Source organism: Maribacter sp. (assembly GCF_039974175.1).
GTDB lineage: Bacteria > Bacteroidota > Bacteroidia > Flavobacteriales > Flavobacteriaceae > Maribacter_C.
This window is the reverse complement of the sequence record NZ_JBDWJN010000003.1, coordinates 194,455-217,496: the sequence shown is the minus strand read 5'-3', so window position 1 is coordinate 217,496 and position 23,042 is coordinate 194,455. Positions and strand designations below refer to the sequence as shown.

Here is a 23,042-nt window from a genome sequence, read left to right as displayed (position 1 = left end):
TTATCCTCTTGAAATGGTTTCGTCTAAATTCAAAATCGTATGTGAAGTCAGCGCCAATGCTGCTAATTTTTCCTTGTCAATCGTTGTTGGAACCTCGAAGGCTCCTATGGCTAAGTAGTCTTCCGGATTGACTTCTTTGCCCTTTATCTGATTCAGCATTTCTTCGTAATAGGTACTTAGGCTAGCCAATTCAGAGGCATTGGGTAATCGACTAGTAGCCCGTTGAAAGATATATTTTATTTGCGTTGTAGTTGATTGTTGGTTTGTTGAGAAAGCTTTCAGGGCTAAAACACGTGAGGCTTCAATCAGTTGCGGGTCGTTTAGCAGAACCAAGGCTTGTAATGGGGTATTCGTTTCCTGCCTTTTTACAGTGCAAATATCACGGGAGGAGGCATCAAAAGTCAACATACTAGGAGGGGGTACGGTACGTTTCCAAAAGGTATACAGACTTTTTCGATACAGGTCTTTTCCGGTACTCTGTATGTAAGCGGCCGTACTTCCGCCACCACCTCCAGTAGTCTCTTCCCAGATGCCTTCGGGCTGGTAGGGCTTCACACTGGGCCCACCCAACTCTTTATTTAATAGCCCGCTTAACGCCAAGGCTTGATCGCGTATCATTTCGGCCGAAAGTCGCAATCGAGGTGCTCTAGCCAGGAGTTTATTTTCTGGATCTTTTTGCAGCAATTCAGCAGTAACATCGGTGCTTTGTTGGTAGGTTTCGGAAAGTGCAATATACTTTAGCATTTGATCGATATTCCACCCCTCCTCTCTAAACTTAATGGCCAAAAAATCAAGCAGTTCAGGGTGCGTGGGTAGTGCTCCCTGATTTCCAAAGTCATTTGAGGTGCCAACAATTCCGTTGCCGAACATGCGCTGCCATAAGCGATTAACCGCTACCCTTGCCGTAAGTGGGTTATCCGCATCAAATAACCATTGCGCCAAGCCTAATCGGTTCTTTGGAAAAGATTCGGAATAGGGGAGAATTGATTCGGGGGTGTCTGGAAATACCTCTTTGGTAGGCCTGTCATAAGCACCACGGTCTAAGATGTACGACTTTCTAGGTTCTTCCATTTCTTTCATCACCATTACAGGAACTTCTTTTAGAGTGCTTTTTTGAAGATTGACAAATTCTAAAACACTTTTGGTTTCTTTCTCCGAGATCGTGATATAAGGCACGGGAATGGCATCAAGACTTGGCATTAAACCCTCCTCAGGTATAGTGTTAAAGAAGCTGAAAAACTCAAAGTGCTCTTCTTGACTAATAGGGTCATATTTGTGATCATGGCAGCGTGCACATTCCAAGGTGAGTCCTAGAAATGCAGTGCCTAGGGTGTTGGTTCTGTCTGCGACATATTCTGTTCTGTATTCTTCTGGAATTACACCTGCCTCACCTGTTATTTTATGATTCCGATTAAAACCTGTTGCCAAAATCTGTTCCAAATTGGCGTTGGGTAATAAATCTCCGGCAAGTTGGTAGGTGACGAATTGGTCATAAGGCATATTATTTTTGAAAGCATGAATCACCCAATCGCGCCAAGGCCACATAATTCTTTCAAAATCATCTTGATAGCCGTGGGTGTCTGCGTAACGAGAAATATCCATCCATTCGGCAGCCATATGCTCCGCATGATCGTCTGTAGTTAATAGCGTGTCAATCAAGTTTTCATAGGCCTTTTCTGAAGTATCACTAAGAAAATTTTGGATTTGACTCACTGAAGGAGGAAGGCCTGTCAAATCAAAAGAAATACGTCGAATTAGCTTTTCTTTAGATGCCTTTTCACTGGGAGTGATTCCGTTTTGATTGAGTTTTGCTAAAACGAAATTGTCGATTTCATTGCTACCCCAATTTGCTGTTGACATAGGCACTTGAGGTTGTGTTGGCGGAATAAATGCCCAATGCGCCTTATACTCGGCACCTTGCTCAATCCATTTTTGTAAAATAGCTTTCTCATATTCGGTTAATTCCAAATTCGATTCTGGGGGAGGCATTTTTAGGTTGGGGTCTTCGCTGTAAATCCGCTCTATGAGCGTGCTCTTTTGGGTGTTATTAGGCACTATTGCGAAATGGTCTTGGCTTTTGCCTAGCGCCTTATATGCATCTTCAGGCGTATTTAGTGAAAGACCACCTTCGATCGCATTTTTATCTGGGCCGTGACATTTAAAACAGCGATCTGAAATAATAGGTTTCACATCAAAGGTGAAATCGATGACCTTTGGTAGCGCTTTTGTGCTTTCATTTAATGAAACTAGTTTTCCAGAAGTAGTATTGGTGTTACAGCTGGCAAGTGCAAAAACAAGGAAGAGCGTAGGTAAAACTAGTTTTACATTAGATGGTAATTGTACCCTGTTCCAAAAGCCTAATATCATAGCAAATACTTTATTTAATGTTTGGAAGGTGTTCTTTAAAAATACGTAAAATGATGTTTTTAGAGTTCTTTTTTAGCTGAATACCTTCTTTGAGGATATCAATGTTATCTAGTGCCTTATGAATAGAGAAAAACTAAGGTTAGATGTTAATTTGGCTATGGTGATTTGCTATAAGAGGATTGTTGTTTGAAATTTCGGTTGCACTTTGATAATTCTTTAGCAAAAAATAAAGAAGCGTTTTTTTAATTAAAACTGTTGTATCTTGATTTTACAATTAATGTTGGTCAAAATTTCAACCCATGAAAAAAAATATTTCAGCACTTAGCCGTAGAAAGTTTATTTCCAAAACCACAACCGCAACAGCTGCAATCGCATTAACTGGACCTTCCCTTTTTAGTGCTCCAGCGATTCTCAAGCACTACAAAAAACCAAATTCCTTAATCAATGGGGTGCAAATAGGGGTGATTACCTATTCGTTTAGAAGTATGAAAGACCAGGCTGCCGAGGCTACCTTAAAGTACATTTTAGATTGCGGAATTAATGCTATTGAATTGATCGGAGACCCGGCTGAAACCTTTGCGGGGAGACCTGATAACCCTCTGAATATGAGTAAAATGTGGGGTCTGATGCGTAAAAGAAGGGATGGTGAAATTACAGTAGAAGAGGGAAAAGAACTTGCTGATATGACTGCGCAACAGGAATCGTATAAGAAACAGGTATCGCAATGGCGTACGACCGCGAACATGGATAAATTTTCTCAGTTTCGTAAGATGTACAATGATGCGGGCGTTAACATTTATGCTTTTAAACCTAGAAACACCTTCGGGATAGATAATTCTGATGCAGATATCGAATGGGGCATGAAGGTTGGAAAGCTACTCGGTGCAAGTCATGTAACGGTAGAACATCCGGGCGATGATGCCCATACGATGCGTTTAGGTACGCTTGCCAAAAAAAACGGAATCTTTGTGGGTTACCATGGTCACGAGCAACAAACGCCAACTTTGTGGGACACTGCTTTAGCACAATCGGAGCACAACGCCTTGAACCTAGATTTAGGTCACTATGTGGCCGCAGGCAATTCGAAGCCATTGGAGATTGTCATTACGAAACATAATCGTATGCAAAGCATGCATCTCAAAGATCGTCAAACTCCTGACAACGGTAAAGGAAATTTGTCTTGGGGACAGGGCGATACTCCGATTGCACAAGTTTTGCAATTGATGCGTAGCAATAAATACACTTTTCCCGCTACGGTTGAATTGGAATATAAGGTGCCTGACGGTTCCAACGCTGTGGAAGAAGTTAAGAAATGTTTGGCCTTTTGCGAACAGGCTCTGAAATAGAATCCCTTAAGACAAATATAGTTCTACCAGGCCCTCAGGAGTAGTTACATAAATCGTTTTATTCTCACGGTCTACTTTTGTGATGATGTCATCATTGATTGGAATTAATAACTGTTTGTCTCCTTTCAAAATTTCAAAGAGTGCTTGTGAGGTTGTATCATTCACGCTTTGAATGAATCCAATGTCACCGTGAAAAGCATCGATAATCTTGAAACCAATAACCTCATGAAAATAGAACTTATTACCAGACAACTCAGGCAAAAAAGAAAGCGGAAGATAGAGTTCAGCCCCCATAATCTTATCGGCATCATCTTCTGAATTCACTTCTTCAAAATCGATGCGTAATAATTGCGACTTATGCAATCGACATTTGGTAATAAAAAATGGAACCAGATTGTTGCGTAGGGCAACAAAAACTGATTCCATTGTATCGTATAACTCGGGTTCATCGGTATCTATCTTTACCAGTACCTCACCCTTAAAACTATATTTCGAAACGATCTTACCTAGGTAGAAACAATCTTCCTTTCGCATCGCTTCAATAGTGTATTACTCTTCTTCAGAAGACGCCGCAGGTGCAGCTTCTTCATCTTTAGCTTCCTCAGCAGACTCTTCTGCTGCAGGAGCTTCTTCAGTGGCTGCTTGCGCAACCTCTTCTGTAGCTGCCTCAGCAACTTCTCCTTCTGCCTCGGCAGTTTCACCTTCAGCGACTTCGGGTGTTTCTGGCAATTCAGCTTCCGCAGCTGCTATGGCACGTTTTTCGTTTACTTCTTTTTCAGCTTTTAAAGCGGCAGCTCTAGCTTCTGCCTTGGCTTTGTCTAATCCACCGATTTTCGCAGCAACAGCTTTCTCCTTTTCTTCTATCCAAGCGTTGAATTTTTCCTCAACTTGCTCTTCCGTCAAAGCACCCTTGCGAAGTCCACCCAATAAATGGTGCTTCAATAATACGCCTTTATATGACAAGATGGCTCTTGCTGTATCTGTAGGTTGTGCCCCATTTTGTAACCATTGTACTGAATTGTCAACATTAACTTCAATGGTGGCTGGGTTGGTATTAGGGTTGTAGATTCCTAATTTTTCCAAGAATTTACCATCTCTTTTAGCCCGTGCATCTGCTGCAACGATCCAATAAAATGGTTTTCCTTTTTTACCGTGTCTTTGTAATCTAATTTTAACTGGCATATCACATTAATTTGTAGGGTGCCCGACCCTGATTATTAATTCTCAATTCCTGCGTTCGCAGGAATCTTTTTTCGCTTTTCGCTAAGCGGATGCAAATATAGGATTTCTATTTGGAGTTGCAACAACAATTTCGTTAGAAAATTAGGTTGTGCGGTCTGTTAAAGCCATATTAAACTGTCTTTAAAGTTGCTATGGTTGTTAATTCTTACGTAACTTGTGTAAAGAATACTTAACAAAGTATCGCGGGCTTTTAATTATGGGCCCCAAATCTTAGGGAAATCCAGATGTGTGGGGCATCTGGATTTCTGTGTTGTAACCTCCAAATAAGTGTGCTGTTTTAGACAGATTACTCCCTATCCGCCAATTGGTCTTTTTCCATTACCAAATTCGATTTATGAGCGTCTACCAATTTTTGAATCTGCTCTAGAATTTCAGGCTGTTCATGAGCAATATCAAATTTTTCGGCGGCATCATGACTAAGATTGTAGAGTAGGGGAGTCTCGTGTTCTTGGCGCTTTCCAAATTCTCCATATGCGCCCTGAGTGACAAAGTGGGCCTTAAAATCACCTAATCGTGCCGCATAAATTTCAGTACCTCGGTAATAAAGCACGCTCTTTCTAGGGCTCGGATTATGATTCAATAGGGTTTCACTTAGATCGATACCGTCAAGAATTCGATCGTCTATACTTTTTGCTCCTGACATAGTGCTAAAGGTGGTAAACAAATCCATCGTAGAGCCCATATCAGTAATCAAGCCAGGTTTTATGTTTCCTGGCCCCCAAAAGATGCCAGGTTCTCGCATGCCACCTTCCCAAGTGGTTCCTTTTCCCGCTCTCAGTAATCCGGCGCTTCCGCCATTATTTTTAAAGGGTAGCCACGGGCCATTATCCGAAGTAAATACCACAATGGTGTTCTCAGTTAATCCTTCTTCTTTTATGGCGTCCAATATCTTACCCACCCCATTATCGATTTCCTCAAGCACGTCGCCGTATAAGCCACGTTTACTCTTACCAGCAGCTTCCTTAGAAACAAACAGTGGAATATGTGGTAAGTTATGGGCCAAATACACAAAGAAAGGTTGGTCATTGTTCTTTTTGATAAAGGAAACAGCTTCCTCGGAATAGCGCTTCGTAATGGTATTTTGATTGGCGGGTCTTTCAATGATTTCAGTATTACGGAATAAGGGTACATTAAAGTGTGCAGTTTTGATAGAATCATTGGGTTGTTGCCAATACTCCCAGTAAGGCAATAATCCATCAACCATATCCATGTCGTTTGAATATGGAATTCCAAAATAATAATCAAACCCATGGTTGGTGGGAAGATATTGCTCCTTATGTCCGAGGTGCCATTTTCCAATAGCCGCGGTTGTATAACCAACTGTTTTCAGTTGTTCGGCCAATGTAATTTCAGATGCTGGTAGTCCGTATTTTGAATCAGGAAAAAGCACGCGACGTTTGTTGCTGGCCATACCACTGCGTACTGGTAGTCTTCCGGTCAATAAGGCGGCCCTACTAGGGGTGCAAACACTAGCACCTGCGTAGAAGTTGGTCCATTTTTGACCTTCTTGTGCCATACGGTCTAAGTTTGGAGTGTTGATTGTAGGGTTGCCGTAGCAGCTTAAATCTCCATAGCCAAGATCATCAGCGAAGATGATAATGAAGTTTAGCGGTTTATTTTCATTTTGGGTCTCTCGTTTTTCTTTTTCATTGCTACATTTTATAAAAAGTAAAGCTGATAGTAAAACTGTGGCAAGTCGTATCGTTCTCATCCGTTGGTATTTGCGTTCAGCTAAATATAGCGAATGTTGATAATACTTTTAAAACACAACGATTCGGAGTTGATAACTCCTAACAACTCCCTTTTTTCAAAGAAAGACTTTTATGTATTTTTATCGACACTTTTTTATGTTTGAAAATTCCAAATAACAAGCACCAAATTCCAAAACTAGGATTTGGAATTTGGAATTTCTTTTTTGGAACCTGACAATAGACCATATGTACCTCATTTTTGACACCGAAACTACCGGACTTCCTAAACGTTGGGATGCCCCCATTACCGACACCGACAACTGGCCCCGTTGCATTCAAATTGCCTGGCAGTTGCACGATGACATGGGTAGGGTGGTAGAGCATCAAGATTATTTGATACATCCCGAGGGGTTTAATATTCCCTATGACGCAGAAAAGATTCATGGTATTTCTACTGAATTAGCGGAGCAGAATGGAGTTCCATTGGCTGAGGTTTTAATTAAATTCAACGCTGCTATGACTAAGACCAAATTCATTGTTGGTCAGAATGTTGGGTTTGACTTAAATATCATGGGGGCGGAATTTCATCGCTTGGGTGTCGAAAACCCACTGCAAGAGCTCCCAGTGTTGGACACCTGTACGGAGGAGACGGCTACACTTTGCCAAATTCCCGGAGGTCGTGGGGGAAAATTCAAGCTTCCTACCTTGACGGAATTACATCAATATCTTTTCGAAGCACCTTTTGACGAAGCGCATAACGCCACGGCTGATGTTGAGGCTACCACACGCTGCTTTTTGGAACTTATCCGAAGAAAACATTATTCCCTCGAAAAATTAGATGTTCAGCCTGATTATTTTGAGCGTTTTTCTGAGGCGAATCCGCAGACCATAGCATTAATCGGACTCAAACATATCAACCTTAAAAAAGCGTCTAAGAAAATTGCGGATGCCCTTTGGGAAAAAGATACGGGTGGTGCTTCAGAAGAAGAAATCACAGCGAATATTCAATCGCTAGAAGAGGCTTCCTTTGCGCACCTCCACAACCATTCGCAATTTTCGGTTTTACAGTCTACTATCTCGGTAAAGGATTTGGTAAAGTCCGCAGCGGACTCGAAAATGCCGGCAGTTGCGATTACCGATCATGCGAATATGATGGGGGCTTTTCATTTTGTGAAAGAAATCAAGGCGAATAACAAGGCCGTCAAAGAACGAAATGCAGCGGCCATTGAAAAAGGCGAGTTGCCAACCGAAACGGAAATCAAACCCGTTATTGGTTGTGAATTTTTTGTCTGTGAAGACCATACCAATAAAAATGTTAAAGACTACGGCTATCAGATAGTACTCTTGGCCAAGAACAAAAAGGGGTACCACAATCTGGCAAAAATGTCTTCTATTGCCTATACCGATGGATTTTATTATGTACCTCGTATCGACCGTAAAGTTATCGAGCAATACAAGGAAGATATTATTGTACTTACCGGTAACTTATATGGTGAGGTGCCCGGAAAGATTCTTAACGTAGGGGAAAAGCAGGCGGAGGAGGCCTTAATCTGGTGGAAAGAACAATTTGATGATGACTTGTACGTCGAAATAATGCGGCACGGTCAGGAGGATGAAGAACGGGTGAATAAGGTCTTGATTTCGTTGGCCAAAAAGCACAACGTCAAAATGGTGGCGACCAACAATACGTACTACTGCGCTAAAGAAGATGCTGATGCACATGATATTCTATTGTGTGTTAAGGATGGTGAAAAACAAGCAACCCCAATTGGCAGAGGGCGTGGTTATCGCTACGGCTTACCGAATCAAGAATACTATTTCAAGTCACAAGACGAGATGAAGGGCTTGTTCAAAGACCTTCCAGAATCAATTTTGAATGTTCAGGAGGTTCTTGATAAGGTGGAACCTTATGAACTCGCGCGTGATGTTTTGTTGCCCAAGTTTGATATTCCCGATGAATTCAAAGTGGCCGAGGATGCTGACGGAGGTAACCGCGGGGAAAATGCTTACTTACGCCATATTACGTATGAGGGCGCTAAAAAACGCTACGAAGAAATTACACCCGAAATCAGAGAACGTATTGATTTTGAGTTGAAGACAATTGAAAATTCTGGTTATCCGGGTTATTTTTTGATTACTGAAGATTTTATTCGTGAAGCTCGAAATATGGATGTTTCCGTTGGCCCCGGTAGGGGTTCTGCGGCAGGTTCTGTGGTGGCCTATTGCCTTACGATTACCAATATTGACCCCTTGAAATATGATTTGCTTTTCGAGCGGTTTTTGAATCCAGATAGGGTTTCGATGCCTGATATCGATATTGATTTTGATGATGAAGGCCGCGGTCGGGTAATGGACTATGTCATCAATAAATATGGTTCAAATCAAGTAGCTCAGATAATTACCTATGGGACCATGGCTGCCAAGTCGTCGATTCGAGATACGGCCCGCGTTTTAGATTTACCCCTTGGCGATGCCGATAGAATTGCGAAATTGATTCCGACTATGTCGAAACTCGGCAAAATTTTTGGGAGGTCTGATGCCGAGCTAAAGAAGCAATTCCGTTCAGATGATTTAGAGAAAGTCAACGAGCTCTTGAATATTTCTGAAAGTGATGATTTGGAAGGGCAGACCCTGAAAATGGCACGTACGCTTGAAGGTTCTGTGCGTAACACTGGAATTCATGCCTGTGGAGTGATTATTACACCTGATGATATTACCAATTTCGTACCTGTAGCTACTGCAAAGGACTCTGATTTATTCGTGACGCAGTTCGATAACTCGGTCGTAGAAAGTGCAGGTCTATTGAAGATGGATTTCTTGGGGTTAAAAACCTTGACTCTAATCAAAGACACTGTTAAAATAGTAAAAGCAAAACACGGCATTACGCTAGTACCTGATGATTTTCCTTTGGATGATGAAAAAACCTATGAGCTTTTCCAAAGAGGAGATACAGTAGGGATATTTCAATACGAATCTCCAGGAATGCAAAAACATATGAAGGATTTAAAACCTTCCGTTTTTGATGATTTAATCGCGATGAATGCCTTGTACAGGCCTGGTCCGATGGAATACATTCCAGATTTTATACAGCGTAAAAACGGTATGGCAGAAATCAAATATGACCTCCCTGATATGGAAGAATATTTGAAAGAAACCTACGGTATTACGGTGTATCAAGAGCAGGTGATGCTGCTGTCTCAAAAATTGGCAGGCTTCTCCAAGGGTGAGGCAGATGTACTGCGTAAGGCCATGGGGAAAAAGATATTTGCTGTATTACAGAAGATGAAACCCAAATTTTTGGAAGGAGGTGCGGCCAATGGACACCCTACGGAAACCTTAGAAAAAATATGGAAGGACTGGGAAGCTTTTGCGGCCTACGCATTCAATAAAAGCCACTCAACCTGCTACGCGTACATCGCTTATCAAACAGCCTATTTAAAAGCACATTACCCTGCTGAATATATGGCTGCGGTGTTAAGCAATAATATGAACGACATCAAGCAAGTGACCTTCTTTATGGAAGAATGTAAGCGTATGGGACTAGAAGTATTGGGTCCAGATGTTAATGAATCCTACTATAAGTTCGCGGTAAACAAAGCTGGTGCGGTTCGTTTTGGAATGGGGGCCATCAAGGGTGTAGGTCGTTCTGCCGTTGAGACTATTGTGGCCCATCGTAAAAAGGATGGAAACTTCAAATCGGTTTTTGATTTAGCCAAACGTATCGATTTGCGGGCTGCAAATAAAAAAGCTTTTGAGAATTTAGCCGTCGCAGGAGGTTTTGATTCTTTTGGAACAACGCATCGTGCGCAATACTTCCATACGGAGGGGGATAGTATTACCTTTTTGGAAAAGGTCATCAAGTCTGCTTCAAAATACCAAGAAAACAAGAATTCTTCACAAATGGATATGTTCGGGGGAATTAGTGAGGCGCAGATTCCCGAACCCGAGGTTCCGCCCTGCGAAGAATGGGGTACTATGGAGAAGCTCCGAAGAGAAAAAGAAGTGGTTGGCATTTATATTTCAGGACATCCATTAGATGATTTTAAAACGGAAATCAACGCGTTTTGCAATGCGAGTGTTTCTTGTGCAAATGAATTGGAAAATTACGTGAATCGTGAACTTTCGATTGCTGGAGTAATTACCGATGTGCAACATCGCATTTCAAAAAACGGAAAGGGTTGGGCGGCTTTCACTATGGAAGATTATACAGATTCTTTCGAGTTTCGAATATTTGGTGAAGAGTATTTGAAGTTCCGCCATTTCTTAATGATTAACTCTTTTGCCTATGTAAAGATTTTTATTCGTGACGGCTGGGTGAATCGAGATACCGGTAAAAAAGGAGACCCAAGAATTCAGTTTAATAGCTTTATGTTGTTGCAAGAAGTCATAGAAGCTTATGCCAAGAAGCTAACCATCAAATTGAATATTGACGAATTAAAAGTAGAAAACGTTCACCAATTGAAGGATATGCTTGTTTCTCATAAAGGAAGTCATCCGCTAAATTTCATCATCTACGAGATGGAAGAAGAGATAAAAGTGAACTTGTCAAGCCGGAAACAGAAAGTTCAGATTACTAGCGAATTGCTTCATCAATTGGAGGAGAATGAAGTGCATTATAAGTTGAACTAAATTCGCTAAACACTAATAAATTCCGTTGATGGCGCAATAGTCAAAACGAATAATACGTTAGTAAGGAAACAGAATAATATTTGACTAACTTTGCGTAATTATAAAACAAATCAGACATGGCATTAGAAATAACAGATGCAACTTTTGACGAAGTAGTATTGAAAAGCGATAAACCAGTAGTAGTAGATTTCTGGGCAGCATGGTGTGGACCGTGTAGAATGGTAGGCCCTATCATCGATGAAGTAAGTAATGAGTATGATGGAAAGGCAGTTGTTGGCAAGGTAGATGTTGATGCTAACCAAGAATTTGCAGCTAAATATGGTGTTCGTAACATACCAACAGTGTTGGTATTCAAAAATGGCGAAATCGTTAACAGGCAAGTAGGGGTATCTCCTAAGAAGGTATATACAGACGCTATTGATGCGGTATTGTAATCACCCTATTCTATAGTATTAAAAAATCCCGCATTTGCGGGATTTTTTAGTTTTAGATCGTACGCCAATATTCAGCATCTGGTTTAAGACCTTCCACCCAATTATCGCTATCTTAGTGCTATGAATCTGCAGTCTGAATTAAACAAAGCCGCACTTTTTCAAAACTTGGAGCTATTGGCGAATCAAGTAGTAGAAGGGTTTATTAGTGGCATTCACAAGAGTCCGTTTCATGGCTTCTCAGCGGAGTTTGCAGAACATAAGATTTACAATACGGGTGAGAGTACCAAACATATCGACTGGAAGCTATTTGCTAAAACAGATAAGCTGTACACCAAAAGTTATGAGGAAGAGACGAATCTGAGATGTCATATGATTTTAGATAGTTCGGCTTCGATGTATTATCCAGAAGTTACAAATCTAAGGATTGGTGACCTGAACAAAATAGGATTTGGGGTTTTGGCAATCGCAGCTCTAATGAATATTCTAAAAAGGCAGCGCGATGCCGTTGGCTTGAGTGTTTTTTCAGATAAGTACAATTTTTATTCACCAGAAAAGGGAAGCGAGCGCCATCACCAAATGCTATTGGCCAAGTTAAGTGCGCTCAGTTTAGATGATAAACCAGCCCGAGAAACTGAAACATATACCTACCTGCACTTAATTGCAGAAAAGGTAAAACGAAGGAGTTTGATTTTTCTATTCACCGATATGTTTCAGACCACTACAGATGATGAAAAACTATTTGATGCCCTACGTCATTTAAAGTATAATAAGCACGAAGTTGTTCTGTTTCATTTGTTAGACAGGCAAAAAGAGCAACACTTCGATTTTGAAAATACTCCCAAACGTTTTTTGGATGTTGAAACTGGAGAACACATTGATTTGTACGCCGAGAATATAAAAGATGCTTATTCCGAAAGTGTAAGCGCCTATTTTGACGCCTTAAAATTGAAATGCGCCCAGTATCGAATCAAATATGTTGAGGTTGATGTTCGGGGTGATTTTTCTAAAGTTTTGAACACCTATCTTGTTGAACGTCAAAAATTTCTTTGAATAGCCCTTAATTTTAAATGAAATAGTTTGTGCAATAGAAATATCGATTTATATTTGCACTCGCTTTACAAAAGCATTTGAACAAGATTTGAATCGCGCTGTTGCGGGAGTCTTTCATAAGATAAAATCATTGGTCTGGTAGTTCAGTTGGTTAGAATACCTGCCTGTCACGCAGGGGGTCGCGGGTTCGAGTCCCGTCCAGACCGCAAAAGCCTCAATGAAAGTTGAGGCTTTTTTTTAGCATCAAAGTTTTAAAACGAAAATCTCAGAATTTTATAGCCAAGTTAGTGGGCCGTAACAGTGTCAGTCCATATGAAAGCAGGGGGTTAGCCCGAAGGCATATTTACATAGCGTTTTGGTTATCGCTAGGGTCATATTATATATGTTTTATAAAACTTCATTTGGTTCTAACTTCAATACTATGATAACGCTTTTATCGATTTTGCTATTTCCCTTTCCATGTACTGCAGATTCTTAAAGGCTTTTTTTGTGAAATCAAACAAACTCAAGCAACGGTCTAAATTCTGATTCTCATAAGTTACCTTATAGTAAATATTATTGTTGAGGTAATCTGTTAGTGCTCTTAAACCATGCAGAAAGGGCATAAGAATTACACCATAAGCCAGCGCTTGAATTTCTTCCTTTTTTAAAAAAGGACCGTTCGACGCAAGGCCATCAATAAAAGATTCAAACAGCTGTTTTTCAAAATTTATTTTGGAATGGTCTTGCTCGTCTTCAGAAGCAGTATTCACAATAGTTCGTACAGCATCCCCAAAATCGAAATGGAAATACCCAGTCATTAAGGTATCAAGATCAATAAGACAAAGCGCTTTGCGGGTTGCCTTGGAAAATAGAATATTGTTGAGTTTGGTGTCATTATGGCAAACACGTTGAGGTAATTTTTTGGTATTCATACCCGTCAATGTCTCCAGCATTTCTTGAGAGAAGAAAATTGCGCTTCCGGCAATTTCTTTTTTATCGTCAGATGCCTTGGCTAATGCCGCAAGAAACTGCATTCTACGAAGCTCTAGATCATGAAATTTGGGAATGGTATCCCTATACTGCATTAGCGGTTGATGTTGCAATAGTGTATGAAACCTTCCTATAATTCTACCTGCTTCAAAAGCAATATCTGGGTCGGTGGTTACATTGTGGGTAGTGCTATCTGCTATATAAGTCATAACACGCCAATACCCTGACGTATGCGATAGATATGCCTTTCCTGAGGCCGCTGGCATGAGTTTTATTTGTGTATAATCGGTTGCTTTTAAATGTTTGAAGGCCCTATCAATATTGGTCATCAGGCCCTCAATATTTTCAAAGACATTGTGATTGACTCTTTGCAGTACGAATACCGGTGTTTTTTCGCTAATCACTAAAAATGTATCGTTGATGTAGCCTGCCGTTAAAGGTTGAAATGCGTATTCCCTAGTATCAACCTTGAACCCTCTTAAGATTGCATTGAGATCTTCTTGGGAATATTTCGCTGTAACTATTGCCATAAAGGCGAAATGTATTGACTTTCAACAGTTTTATCTTGTAAGCTTTTCATCGCTCTTTCCTTATCACTTGCATAGGTAACCCCAAACCAATCACCACCTGAAGGCACAAGTTTTACGCTTGCTTCACCTTCCTGTAACATTTGCTGAATGGTAATCGGTAAGTAAAGCTCACTATTGGCGATGCGATCTTCGTCTGTTAGAAAAATACGAAATTCAGATTCGATCTTGTTGAAAATGGAGGGCTTACAAACCCAAAAGTTCATGCTCACTTGTTCGTTTCCGGTGTAGGCGTTGCCAGAATGATGATCGATAACATGATCTCCTTGTTGCTCTAGTTCAAGCCGCTCTTCTACAGAAGTGAGATCATCTCCATCAACCATACAAACCCCACGAGAAACCGAACCATGCTCTGAAAGTGTATCTTTTAGCGTATAGCCAAGTAAAGCATAGGTGTTGTCACTCGAATGCGTTTGCATAAAGTCTGCGGCATTGGCATATGCCGACTGCCCGTAGAAGTCATCTGCATTGATAACGGCAAACGGACCATCAATGACATTTCTCGCCGTCCATACGGCATGAGCAGTGCCCCATGGTTTTTTACGCTCACCATTGAAACATACTCCATCGGGGAGATCTGTTTTTTCCTGAGCTAAAACATCTAACTTGATTTGTTGAGGCAATCGACCGCTTAAATGATCTTTAAGAAAAGCAACATTTTCTGCTTTGGTAATGACCACGATATGATCAAAGTTGTTTTTAATAGCATCATACATGGCGAATTCCATAAGAAACTCACCAGCAGGCCCCAGATCATCAAATTGTTTTAGTTTGCCGTAGCGGCTTCCACTACCCGCGGCCATTAAAAGTAAGGTCATGTATTTTCTGTTTTAAGCGACAAAAATAGGAGTTTGTATTCGATACGAAAATTGAATTTTGTGAAATCTATAGCAGTTTCATACTTGTTGGATTCCAATTTACAGGCTGCTTCTTAAAGTAGCTTTCATTGGCCAAAAGGGCGGCACCAGCTGCCCGTAATCCGAAAGTAGGGTCTTGAATAATTTTTCCTTTTCCTCGAATGCCTTGAAAGAAGTTGTAAAAATGATCGTAATGGCCACCTTTATAGTTTCTTGGAGCTTCCCAGATAGTTTCACCAACATTTAGGGCAGAAGCTCTGCTTTCTAGATTTTTAGATGCATAATCTGCTTTGATTTTTTGCTGTGTGGCTTCCGTATAGGCAATCATTGAGTATCCTCCTGGTACCATTCCCAACTTTGAACGTGTCAATTTTACCGAGTTTTGACCGATTTCCATAGATCCTTCTGTGCCTGTAAGTTTAAAACTACCATCGCTATTTCCACCTGCAATAAAATTAACACGAAAAGCAGCATTGAAAGCCGCATGTGTTTCTGTTTTTGGATAATCATATAGGGTAACCGTCACATCTGGAACATCACGGCCATCGTTCCAATAGCGCAATCCTCCTGTCGACATGGCCCGATTTGGGCCATGGGAACTTATTACATGATTTAGTGTAGAAAAAGCATGCACAAACAAATCACCCGCTACTCCGGTTCCGTAATCTTGATAATTGCGCCACCGAAAAAACCGCTTCAACTCATAAGGCACTTTAGGCGCTTTCCCTAAAAAGGCGTCAAAATCAACCGTTTCAGGATTTGCATCTGGAGGTATCGGATATTGCCAAGCCCCTTCTGAGGAATAGCGATTATTTTGCATATCCAATAGTACAATTTCTCCGATAGCGCCATCTTCGTATAATTGTTTCGCCTTTTCATTTCCTAAAGAAGACATGCCTTGGCTTCCTACTTGGCATAATTTTCCTGTAGATTTTTGGGCGTCGATTATTTCTTTCCCTTCCCCAAATTTTTGCACCATGGGCTTTTCGCAATACACGTGTTTGCCGGCTTTTAACGCATCAATAGTGATCTTTTTATGCCAATGATCTGGAGTGGCGACTATGACGGCATCGACGTCTTTTCGTTCCAAGAGTTTTCGATAATCGCGAGTAGTGAACAAATCCGTACCCCAGAGTTCTTTGGCCCGGTCTAGCCTTCCGGTGTATAAATCGCATACGGCGACCAGTTTTACCCCCTGCACCTTGAGCGCTGTAGAAGTATCATATATTCCTTGTATGCCAGAACCTATTAAGCCTAGGTTGATCTGGTCATTGGCGGAGAAGTTTTGCAACTCATAGTTTTTATGTAGCAGCAACCTTTGTTCATAGCCAGCGGTAAGAGCCATTGGAACGGTGCTTATTGCTGCCGATCCTAATGCAGCTTTCTTAAGGAATGATCTACGGGAAGTTTCTTTTTTCATAGTAACAAAGTATGTGAATTTGACAGTAATTAATTTTTCTTACGATGCTCAAATATTTTAAGGAATAACATGGTGGACATTTTTTGGGCCCTGTTTTTAGCAATCCATGCCGTTTCACCTTCGAAGAGTTCGTCTATGGTTTTAAACCAAAGGTTCAGCCAAAGGCCGAAGTGTTCTGAAGTGACCGTATTGTTTATTTTGTTATCTACCTCTTGATGTACAGTAACCGGATTGCCGTGGTACTTGCGCTTTAAGAAAAGTTGGGTGTCCCAAAAATCAGTAAGGAGCTCGAAATGCGCTTCCCAATCGGAAATGATCTGGTTAAAAATAGGACCGAGAATATCATGTTTTCTGACTTTTTCATAAAAAGTCACCACTAGGAGTTTCACGTCTTTCCTTGTGGTAATATCTGCTTTGCCCTTCATGTTATGAAAGTAGTGAATTTTCAATTGTGAGTACAATCAAAATGGCATTAAACTATAGCTGAAAACTAATTGGGTCAAAGCTTTTTTGCTACACTATCGCGTCGTAATTTTGTGTAAAATTCAACATGAATTTACCTAAAACTTCTCAAAAAAGAATTGTTATTATCGGTGGTGGATTTGGCGGAATTTCCCTCGCAAAAAAGCTTAAAGACCTAGATGTTCAAGTTGTACTCATTGACCGTCATAATTACCACACTTTTCAACCTTTGTTATATCAGGTTTCCACTAGTGGACTAGAGCCAGATTCTATTGCTTATCCCATTCGTAAAGTGTTAAAGCGATTGAAGAACTTTCACTTTCGATTAGCATCTGTAGAAAAAATAAATCCCGATACCAAAGAAATACAAACAGACCTAGGTGCATTGACCTATGATTATTTGGTTTTGGCTACTGGTACTAAGACGAATTTCTTCGGTAATAAAAATATAGAAAAACATGCCATGCCGATGAAAACCGTTCCGCAGGCATTGAACATACGGAGTTTGATGCTCCAAAATTTTGAAAAGGCCGATGATTCGGAGAGCGATCCCGAGCGCAAGGCGTTACTCACTTTCTGCATCGTGGGCGCTGGGCCGACAGGGGTAGAGCTGGCCGGTGCTTTTGCCGAGTTGAAGCGCAATGTTTTTCCAAAAGACTATCGGCATTTGAATGTAGATGAAATGGAAATTCATCTTTTTGAGGGTGGGCCTAGAATACTTTCGCCCATGAGTACGCATGCTTCCGAAAAGTCCAATCAATTTTTGCAAAATTTGGGTGTGAAGGTACATGTAAATACAATCGTTGCCGACTATGATGGTGATGTATTGACCGAAGCCGGTGGTAACACCTTAAAAACTAAAAACCTAATTTGGGCCGCGGGCGTAACAGGAGCTGCGATAGAAGGCTTTGAATCGACCCAAGTTGTAGCGCGATTGAATCGATATAAGGTCAATCGTTTTAATCAGGTAGAAGGCTACGACGCTATTTTTGCCATTGGTGATATTGCCTATATGGAAACCGAAAAGTTCAAAAATGGACACCCGCAAGTCGCACAACCTGCTATTCAGCAAGGAGAGCATCTTGCCAAAAATTTCGATTTACTTTTTAGTGGCAAAGCTATGAAGCCTTTTACTTATTTCGATAAAGGCACACTTGCAACCATTGGCAGAAACAGGGCCGTCGCTGATTTGGGTAAACTAAAGTTTAGCGGCTTTTTCGCCTGGTTTATTTGGATGTTTGTTCACTTAATGGCTTTGGTAGGTTTTCGGAATAAGGTAGTGGTATTCTTTAATTGGGCTTACAATTATATCAACTACGACAAGGCCGCTCGCCTGATAGTACGACCTTTTAAACAGAAAACGTAGTTTGATAAAGGATGTTACGACCGTATTAAAAAAGCTTTGCTATATTTGCAGCGTTGTGTTGTGACCCATAACCTATGAATTTAGGTTAGGGCCAATGAAAGGCTTTCCAAGTTGGAGGGCTTTTTTTTATGCTTCAAATTTTCTTATTACTAGAGTTTTTCGCCATTGTTTTATTTTGAGCTTTCCTTTAGATAACCTTCAAATTATCGTAAATTTAATCAAGTAAACTAAGCGAATAATTTCTATGCCGTTATATCACAAATTGGGCAAAATGCCGCAAAAAAGACATACCGTTTTCAAGAAAGAAGATGGTAGCCTGCATTACGAACAGTTATTCGGTACCATTGGTTTTGACGGAATGTCATCGCTAATGTACCATTTGCACCGTCCTACCCAAGTAAAGGAAGTGGGTAAAAGCTTGGATATTGCCCCTCGGGCTGCCGTAGCACATAACATTAAGTCTAGATTGTTAAAGGGGTTTGATATCAGACCCGAGAATGATTATTTAGATAGTAGAAAGACCCTGCTGTTCAATTCCGATGTTCACGTTGGTTTGGCAGCGCCAAAGAATTCAATGACCGACTATTTCTATAAAAATACGGATGCCGATGAACTCTTGTTCATCCACAAAGGTTCAGGCACATTGAAAACTATGCTCGGTGAGATTCCTTTTGAGTATGGAGATTATTTATTGATTCCTAGAGGGATGATTTATCAATTGGAATTCGATTCGGAAGATAACCGATTGTTAATAACGGAAAGCTATCATCCGATTTATACCCCTAAACGCTACCGCAATTGGTTCGGACAACATTTGGAACATTCCCCTTATTGCGAACGTGATTTCAAACTACCGCAGAATTTGCAGACCCATGATGAAAAGGGTGAATTTATGATGAAGGTGAAAAAGCAAGGGCAATTACACCATTTGATCTATGCAACACATCCTTTTGATATCGTTGGTTGGGATGGATATAATTTTCCCTACGGATTTTCTATTCATAATTTTGAACCTATTACGGGCCGAGTTCATCAGCCACCACCGGTTCACCAGACTTTTGAAACCAGTGCTTTTGTCGTTTGTTCCTTCTGTCCTAGATTATATGACTACCATCCGCAAGCTATACCTGCCCCTTACAATCATTCAAATATAGATTCAGATGAGGTTTTATATTATGTTGATGGAGATTTCATGAGCAGAAAGGGAATAGACCAAGGTTATATCTCCTTGCATCCAGCGGGAATTCCGCATGGTCCGCACCCCGGAACCTATGAAGCTAGTATTGGCAAAAAAGGCACGGAAGAATTGGCAGTGATGGTTGATACGTTCAAACCTTTGCAACTAACGCAGCTTGCTCTTGATATTGATGATGGGAAGTATTACCAGTCTTGGTTGGAATAGGTTTGCCTTCGCTTGACACCTTTTGAAATGACAGAAAATTCACTGTATCTGATGTATGATGAAATGAATCAAACTTGCGGCTAACTTGGCTGTTTGGTTATCTACATCATATTGCGGATTCATTTCTGCTATGTCAAAACTAATCAGCTTTTTAGAATCAATAATCATTTGCAGCGTATCCAAGACCGTGTCTGGAGAAAACCCCATTGGTGACGAAGCGCTTACTCCGGGGGCATAGGCTGATGAAAATCCGTCTAGGTCGATGGTAACATAAATATGGTCTACTTCTCGAATGAAATCCAAAACTACGCGTACGACCTGTTCGGCATAATTTGATGTAAATTTTGTATGCCCCACATGGCTTACCCCTAAATCTGCAGCTGTTTGAAAAAGTGACCTGTCATTGGCATCTTGCCGAATACCCAGGCAAAGATATTTGAAGACCTCCCCATTTTCACTACAGTCTTTAGCAATCTGGTAAAAAGGTGTTCCTGAATTGTTTCCATTGGTATTTGAACGCAAATCAAAGTGCGCATCGAAATTGATAATGCCAACAGTTTTTTCATTTGCGAAGTAGTTTCTTATGCCATTGTAATGCCCATAAGCGATATCATGCCCACCACCCAATAGAATAGGAAACGTATTTTGTTTTAAAAGTTGTGTTACCTTTTCAGCGAGATGCGCTTGAATATTTTCGAGTTTACCATCGACACACTCTAGGGTTCCTGCGTCATTTAGCGTACTTTCATTTTCAAGATGATTGGGCAATTTTGCAAGGGCAGTTCGAATGGCATCTGGTCCGTCAAAGGCTCCTATCCTGCCTTTATTGCGTTTAACACCTTCATCACAGGCATAGCCTAAAAGGGTAAAACTTTTTGCTGATGCTTTGGGTATCGAATCTCTTTCGAGGTTAATACATTGCACCTTCTCGTGCAAATAGTGTTGCTGGCCCGATTGTCGACCAGTCCATAATTTCGGGTTTGTTTCTAGGTATCGGTTCATTTTCTGATTTGTCTGACAGGAATTACCTTGGTCATATCATTATATTGGCTGAATTAGACGATTACCTTTTGAAGAAATAAGACTTTAGATTCAAGAAGGATGACCTATTTAGCTCTGTTCTTGAATGTGTTTACATCGCGGTCTTGATTTCACTTTGTGAAGATTTTAGCCAGGAGCAAATTACCTAAATAAACCTTCGAGTATTTCCTCTTCTACTAAATTAGGCAAAGTAACCTTTAATTCTGGCGTTCGTTCCATTTCTCGTTTTATAGTAAAAAGCGCCTCTTCATTTCTGGCCCAACTTCGTCTTGAAACCCCATTGTTTACATCATAAAAGAGCATGTTTTTCAGTCGTCTAGAGGCGTCTTCTGACCCGTCAAGTACCATTCCAAAACCGCCGTTTATTACTTCGCCCCAGCCTACACCACCACCATTGTGAATAGAAACCCAAGTTGCTCCACGAAAACTGTCGCCAATCACATTGTGCAGAGCCATATCTGAAGTAAACTTGCTGCCGTCGTAAATGTTGCTGGTTTCCCTGAAGGGAGAATCGGTGCCGCTTACATCATGATGGTCTCGTCCAAGAACAACAGCAGCTGAGATTTCTCCTGATTTTATAGCTTGATTAAAAGCTTCTGCGATCTTTGCTCTTCCTTCTGCATCAGCATACAGTATGCGTGCTTGCGAACCAACGACCAAATTGTTCTTTTCTGCTTCGCGAATCCACTTAATGTTGTCGTGCATTTGTTGTTGAATTTCTTTGGGAGCTGTTCTTTTAATGGTGTTCATTACCTCAAGCGCTAACGCATCTGTTTTAAGCAAATCTTTTTGATTTCCAGAAGTGCATACCCATCGAAAAGGTCCGAATCCGTAATCGAAACACATGGGCCCTAATATATCTTGAACATAGGATGTGTATTTGAAATCTATGTTGTTTGAGGCCATTACATCTGCTCCTGCTCGAGATGCTTCGAGCAAAAATGCATTTCCGTAGTCGAAGAAGTAGGTTCCTTTAGCAGCATGCTTGTTTATAGCCGCGGAATGTCGGAGCAGTGATTCTTGCACCTTCTCCTTAAACGCTAACGGGTTTTCACTCATCATCTTGTTCGAGGCCTCAAAAGATAATCCGACAGGATAATAGCCTCCAGCCCATGGGTTGTGCAATGAGGTCTGGTCAGACCCTAAATGAATGAAAATGTTTTCCTGGTCAAGACGTTCCCATACATCAACTACATTTCCGATAAAGGCTAGTGAAACAACTTCTTTATCAGCTATAGCTTTTTTAGCTCTTACGACTAGCGCATCCATATCGGTAATCAGCTCGTCTACCCAAGCTTGCTCATACCTCTTTTTAGCTGCGGCAGCATTTACCTCTGCACAAATAGTGATGCAGCCAGCAATATTTCCCGCCTTGGGTTGTGCACCACTCATGCCACCTAAACCGGCCGTTAGAAATACTTTTCCTGCGGGGTTTTCATGCTCTTGCAAAACCTTGCGAAAGGCATTCATCACTGTAATAGCCGTGCCGTGTACGATACCTTGCGGCCCAATATACATATAGGAACCCGCAGTCATCTGCCCGTATTGAGTAACCCCCAAGGCGTTGTATTTTTCCCAATCATCGGGTTTGGAATAGTTCGGTATCATCAGGCCATTAGTTACCACAACACGAGGCGCTTCTTTTGAAGAAGGAAATAGTCCCATTGGATGACCAGAGTATATATGTAATGTTTGTTCCGATGTCATGGTTGCCAAATATTGCATCGTCAAAAGGTACTGCGCCCAATTTTGAAAAACAGCACCATTGCCACCATAAGTAATTAATTCATCAGGATGTTGGGCTACCGCTGGATCCAAATTATTTTGAATCATCAACATTATCGCTGCGGCTTGGGCCGTTTTAGCTGGATAAACGTCGATGGAACGTGCGTAAATATCGTAATTAGGTTTGAATCGGTACATGTAAATACGCCCGTACCTTTTAAGCTCCTCTGCAAATTCTTTAGACAGCTCAGCGTGCCAATCTTTGGGGAAATAGCGCAAGGCGTTTCGAATGGCTAATTTCTTTTCGTCTAACGAAAGGATATCTTTTCTTTTGGGAGCGTGGCTAGTAGCCAAGGAATATTCCTTTTTTAAAGGAAGTTGTGTTGGGATGCCCTGTAGTATTTGTTGTTTGAAATTCATTGGTATTTTATCCGTGTTGTACTTTTCGGAT

Annotated in this window: 16 protein-coding genes and 1 tRNA gene; 7 read left to right on the top strand and 10 right to left on the bottom strand. The window is 41.0% G+C overall.

The window, feature by feature from the left end; translation table 11 throughout:
* Window positions 1-2,367, bottom strand: a complete 2,367-nt coding sequence (locus tag ABJN95_RS02035) for a PSD1 and planctomycete cytochrome C domain-containing protein (RefSeq protein ID WP_348368321.1) — start codon at window positions 2,365-2,367, stop codon at window positions 1-3.
* 299 nt (window positions 2,368-2,666) lie between these two features.
* Here ABJN95_RS02035 and ABJN95_RS02030 point away from each other — a divergent pair, with 299 nt between their 5' ends.
* Entirely contained in the window at window positions 2,667-3,713 is a 1,047-nt protein-coding gene (locus tag ABJN95_RS02030; protein ID WP_348368320.1) for a TIM barrel protein, read from the top strand.
* A 6-nt stretch (window positions 3,714-3,719) separates the two neighbouring features.
* Here the strand turns inward: ABJN95_RS02030 and rimM are convergent, their stop codons facing one another.
* The 3 genes from rimM to ABJN95_RS02015 all read right to left on the bottom strand — a co-directional run bounded on the left by rimM (window position 3,720) and on the right by ABJN95_RS02015 (window position 6,666).
* Entirely contained in the window at window positions 3,720-4,247 is a 528-nt protein-coding gene (gene rimM, locus ABJN95_RS02025) for a ribosome maturation factor RimM (RefSeq protein WP_348368319.1), read from the bottom strand.
* Between the two features lie 15 nt (window positions 4,248-4,262).
* On the bottom strand, window positions 4,263-4,895 hold the full coding sequence (locus tag ABJN95_RS02020) for a 30S ribosomal protein S16 (RefSeq protein ID WP_348368318.1): 633 nt from the start codon (window positions 4,893-4,895) through the stop codon (window positions 4,263-4,265).
* 346 nt (window positions 4,896-5,241) lie between these two features.
* Complete coding sequence (locus tag ABJN95_RS02015; RefSeq protein ID WP_348368317.1) at window positions 5,242-6,666, bottom strand: sulfatase; 1,425 nt, start codon at window positions 6,664-6,666, stop codon at window positions 5,242-5,244.
* Between the two features lie 226 nt (window positions 6,667-6,892).
* Here ABJN95_RS02015 and dnaE point away from each other — a divergent pair, with 226 nt between their 5' ends.
* From dnaE to ABJN95_RS01995, 4 genes are all read left to right on the top strand, one after another.
* Complete coding sequence (gene dnaE / locus ABJN95_RS02010; RefSeq protein WP_348368885.1) at window positions 6,893-11,275, top strand: DNA polymerase III subunit alpha; 4,383 nt, start codon at window positions 6,893-6,895, stop codon at window positions 11,273-11,275.
* A 116-nt stretch (window positions 11,276-11,391) separates the two neighbouring features.
* Window positions 11,392-11,709 (top strand): thioredoxin, encoded by a 318-nt coding sequence (trxA, locus tag ABJN95_RS02005; RefSeq protein WP_348368316.1) that lies wholly within the window; start codon window positions 11,392-11,394, stop codon window positions 11,707-11,709.
* 120 nt (window positions 11,710-11,829) lie between these two features.
* Window positions 11,830-12,759 carry a DUF58 domain-containing protein gene (locus ABJN95_RS02000; RefSeq protein ID WP_348368315.1) on the top strand — a complete coding sequence of 310 codons (930 nt, stop codon included), beginning with the start codon at window positions 11,830-11,832 and terminating at the stop codon, window positions 12,757-12,759.
* A gap of 132 nt (window positions 12,760-12,891) precedes the next feature.
* Window positions 12,892-12,965 (top strand) — tRNA-Asp (locus tag ABJN95_RS01995).
* 213 nt (window positions 12,966-13,178) lie between these two features.
* Here the strand turns inward: ABJN95_RS01995 and ABJN95_RS01990 are convergent.
* The 4 genes from ABJN95_RS01990 to ABJN95_RS01975 all read right to left on the bottom strand — a co-directional run bounded on the left by ABJN95_RS01990 (window position 13,179) and on the right by ABJN95_RS01975 (window position 17,020).
* Entirely contained in the window at window positions 13,179-14,261 is a 1,083-nt protein-coding gene (locus tag ABJN95_RS01990) for an aminoglycoside phosphotransferase family protein (RefSeq protein WP_348368314.1), read from the bottom strand.
* A complete protein-coding gene (locus tag ABJN95_RS01985; RefSeq protein ID WP_348368313.1) occupies window positions 14,252-15,136 on the bottom strand; it encodes a sugar phosphate nucleotidyltransferase in 885 nt (294 codons plus the stop codon). The genes ABJN95_RS01990 and ABJN95_RS01985 overlap by 10 nt, the downstream gene beginning before the upstream one ends.
* A gap of 67 nt (window positions 15,137-15,203) precedes the next feature.
* Window positions 15,204-16,595 (bottom strand): Gfo/Idh/MocA family oxidoreductase, encoded by a 1,392-nt coding sequence (locus tag ABJN95_RS01980; RefSeq protein ID WP_348368312.1) that lies wholly within the window; start codon window positions 16,593-16,595, stop codon window positions 15,204-15,206.
* A gap of 29 nt (window positions 16,596-16,624) precedes the next feature.
* Window positions 16,625-17,020 (bottom strand): group III truncated hemoglobin, encoded by a 396-nt coding sequence (locus ABJN95_RS01975; RefSeq protein ID WP_348368311.1) that lies wholly within the window; start codon window positions 17,018-17,020, stop codon window positions 16,625-16,627.
* Between the two features lie 125 nt (window positions 17,021-17,145).
* Here ABJN95_RS01975 and ABJN95_RS01970 point away from each other — a divergent pair, with 125 nt between their 5' ends.
* Together ABJN95_RS01970 and ABJN95_RS01965 are read left to right on the top strand one after the other, a co-directional pair.
* The gene (locus tag ABJN95_RS01970; protein ID WP_348368310.1) at window positions 17,146-18,423 is read left to right on the top strand and encodes an NAD(P)/FAD-dependent oxidoreductase; all 1,278 of its coding nucleotides are present in this window, start codon (window positions 17,146-17,148) and stop codon (window positions 18,421-18,423) included.
* Window positions 18,424-18,667: 244 nt separating this feature from the next.
* Window positions 18,668-19,825 carry a homogentisate 1,2-dioxygenase gene (locus ABJN95_RS01965; protein WP_348368309.1) on the top strand — a complete coding sequence of 386 codons (1,158 nt, stop codon included), beginning with the start codon at window positions 18,668-18,670 and terminating at the stop codon, window positions 19,823-19,825.
* A 39-nt stretch (window positions 19,826-19,864) separates the two neighbouring features.
* On the opposite strand, the gene hutG is transcribed toward ABJN95_RS01965, so the two are convergent.
* Entirely contained in the window at window positions 19,865-20,827 is a 963-nt protein-coding gene (hutG, locus tag ABJN95_RS01960) for a formimidoylglutamase (RefSeq protein WP_348368308.1), read from the bottom strand.
* A gap of 180 nt (window positions 20,828-21,007) precedes the next feature.
* Window positions 21,008-23,011: a urocanate hydratase gene (locus ABJN95_RS01955; protein ID WP_348368307.1), complete on the bottom strand. Its 2,004-nt coding sequence runs from the start codon at window positions 23,009-23,011 to the stop codon at window positions 21,008-21,010.
* Window positions 23,012-23,042 lie beyond the last annotated feature (31 nt).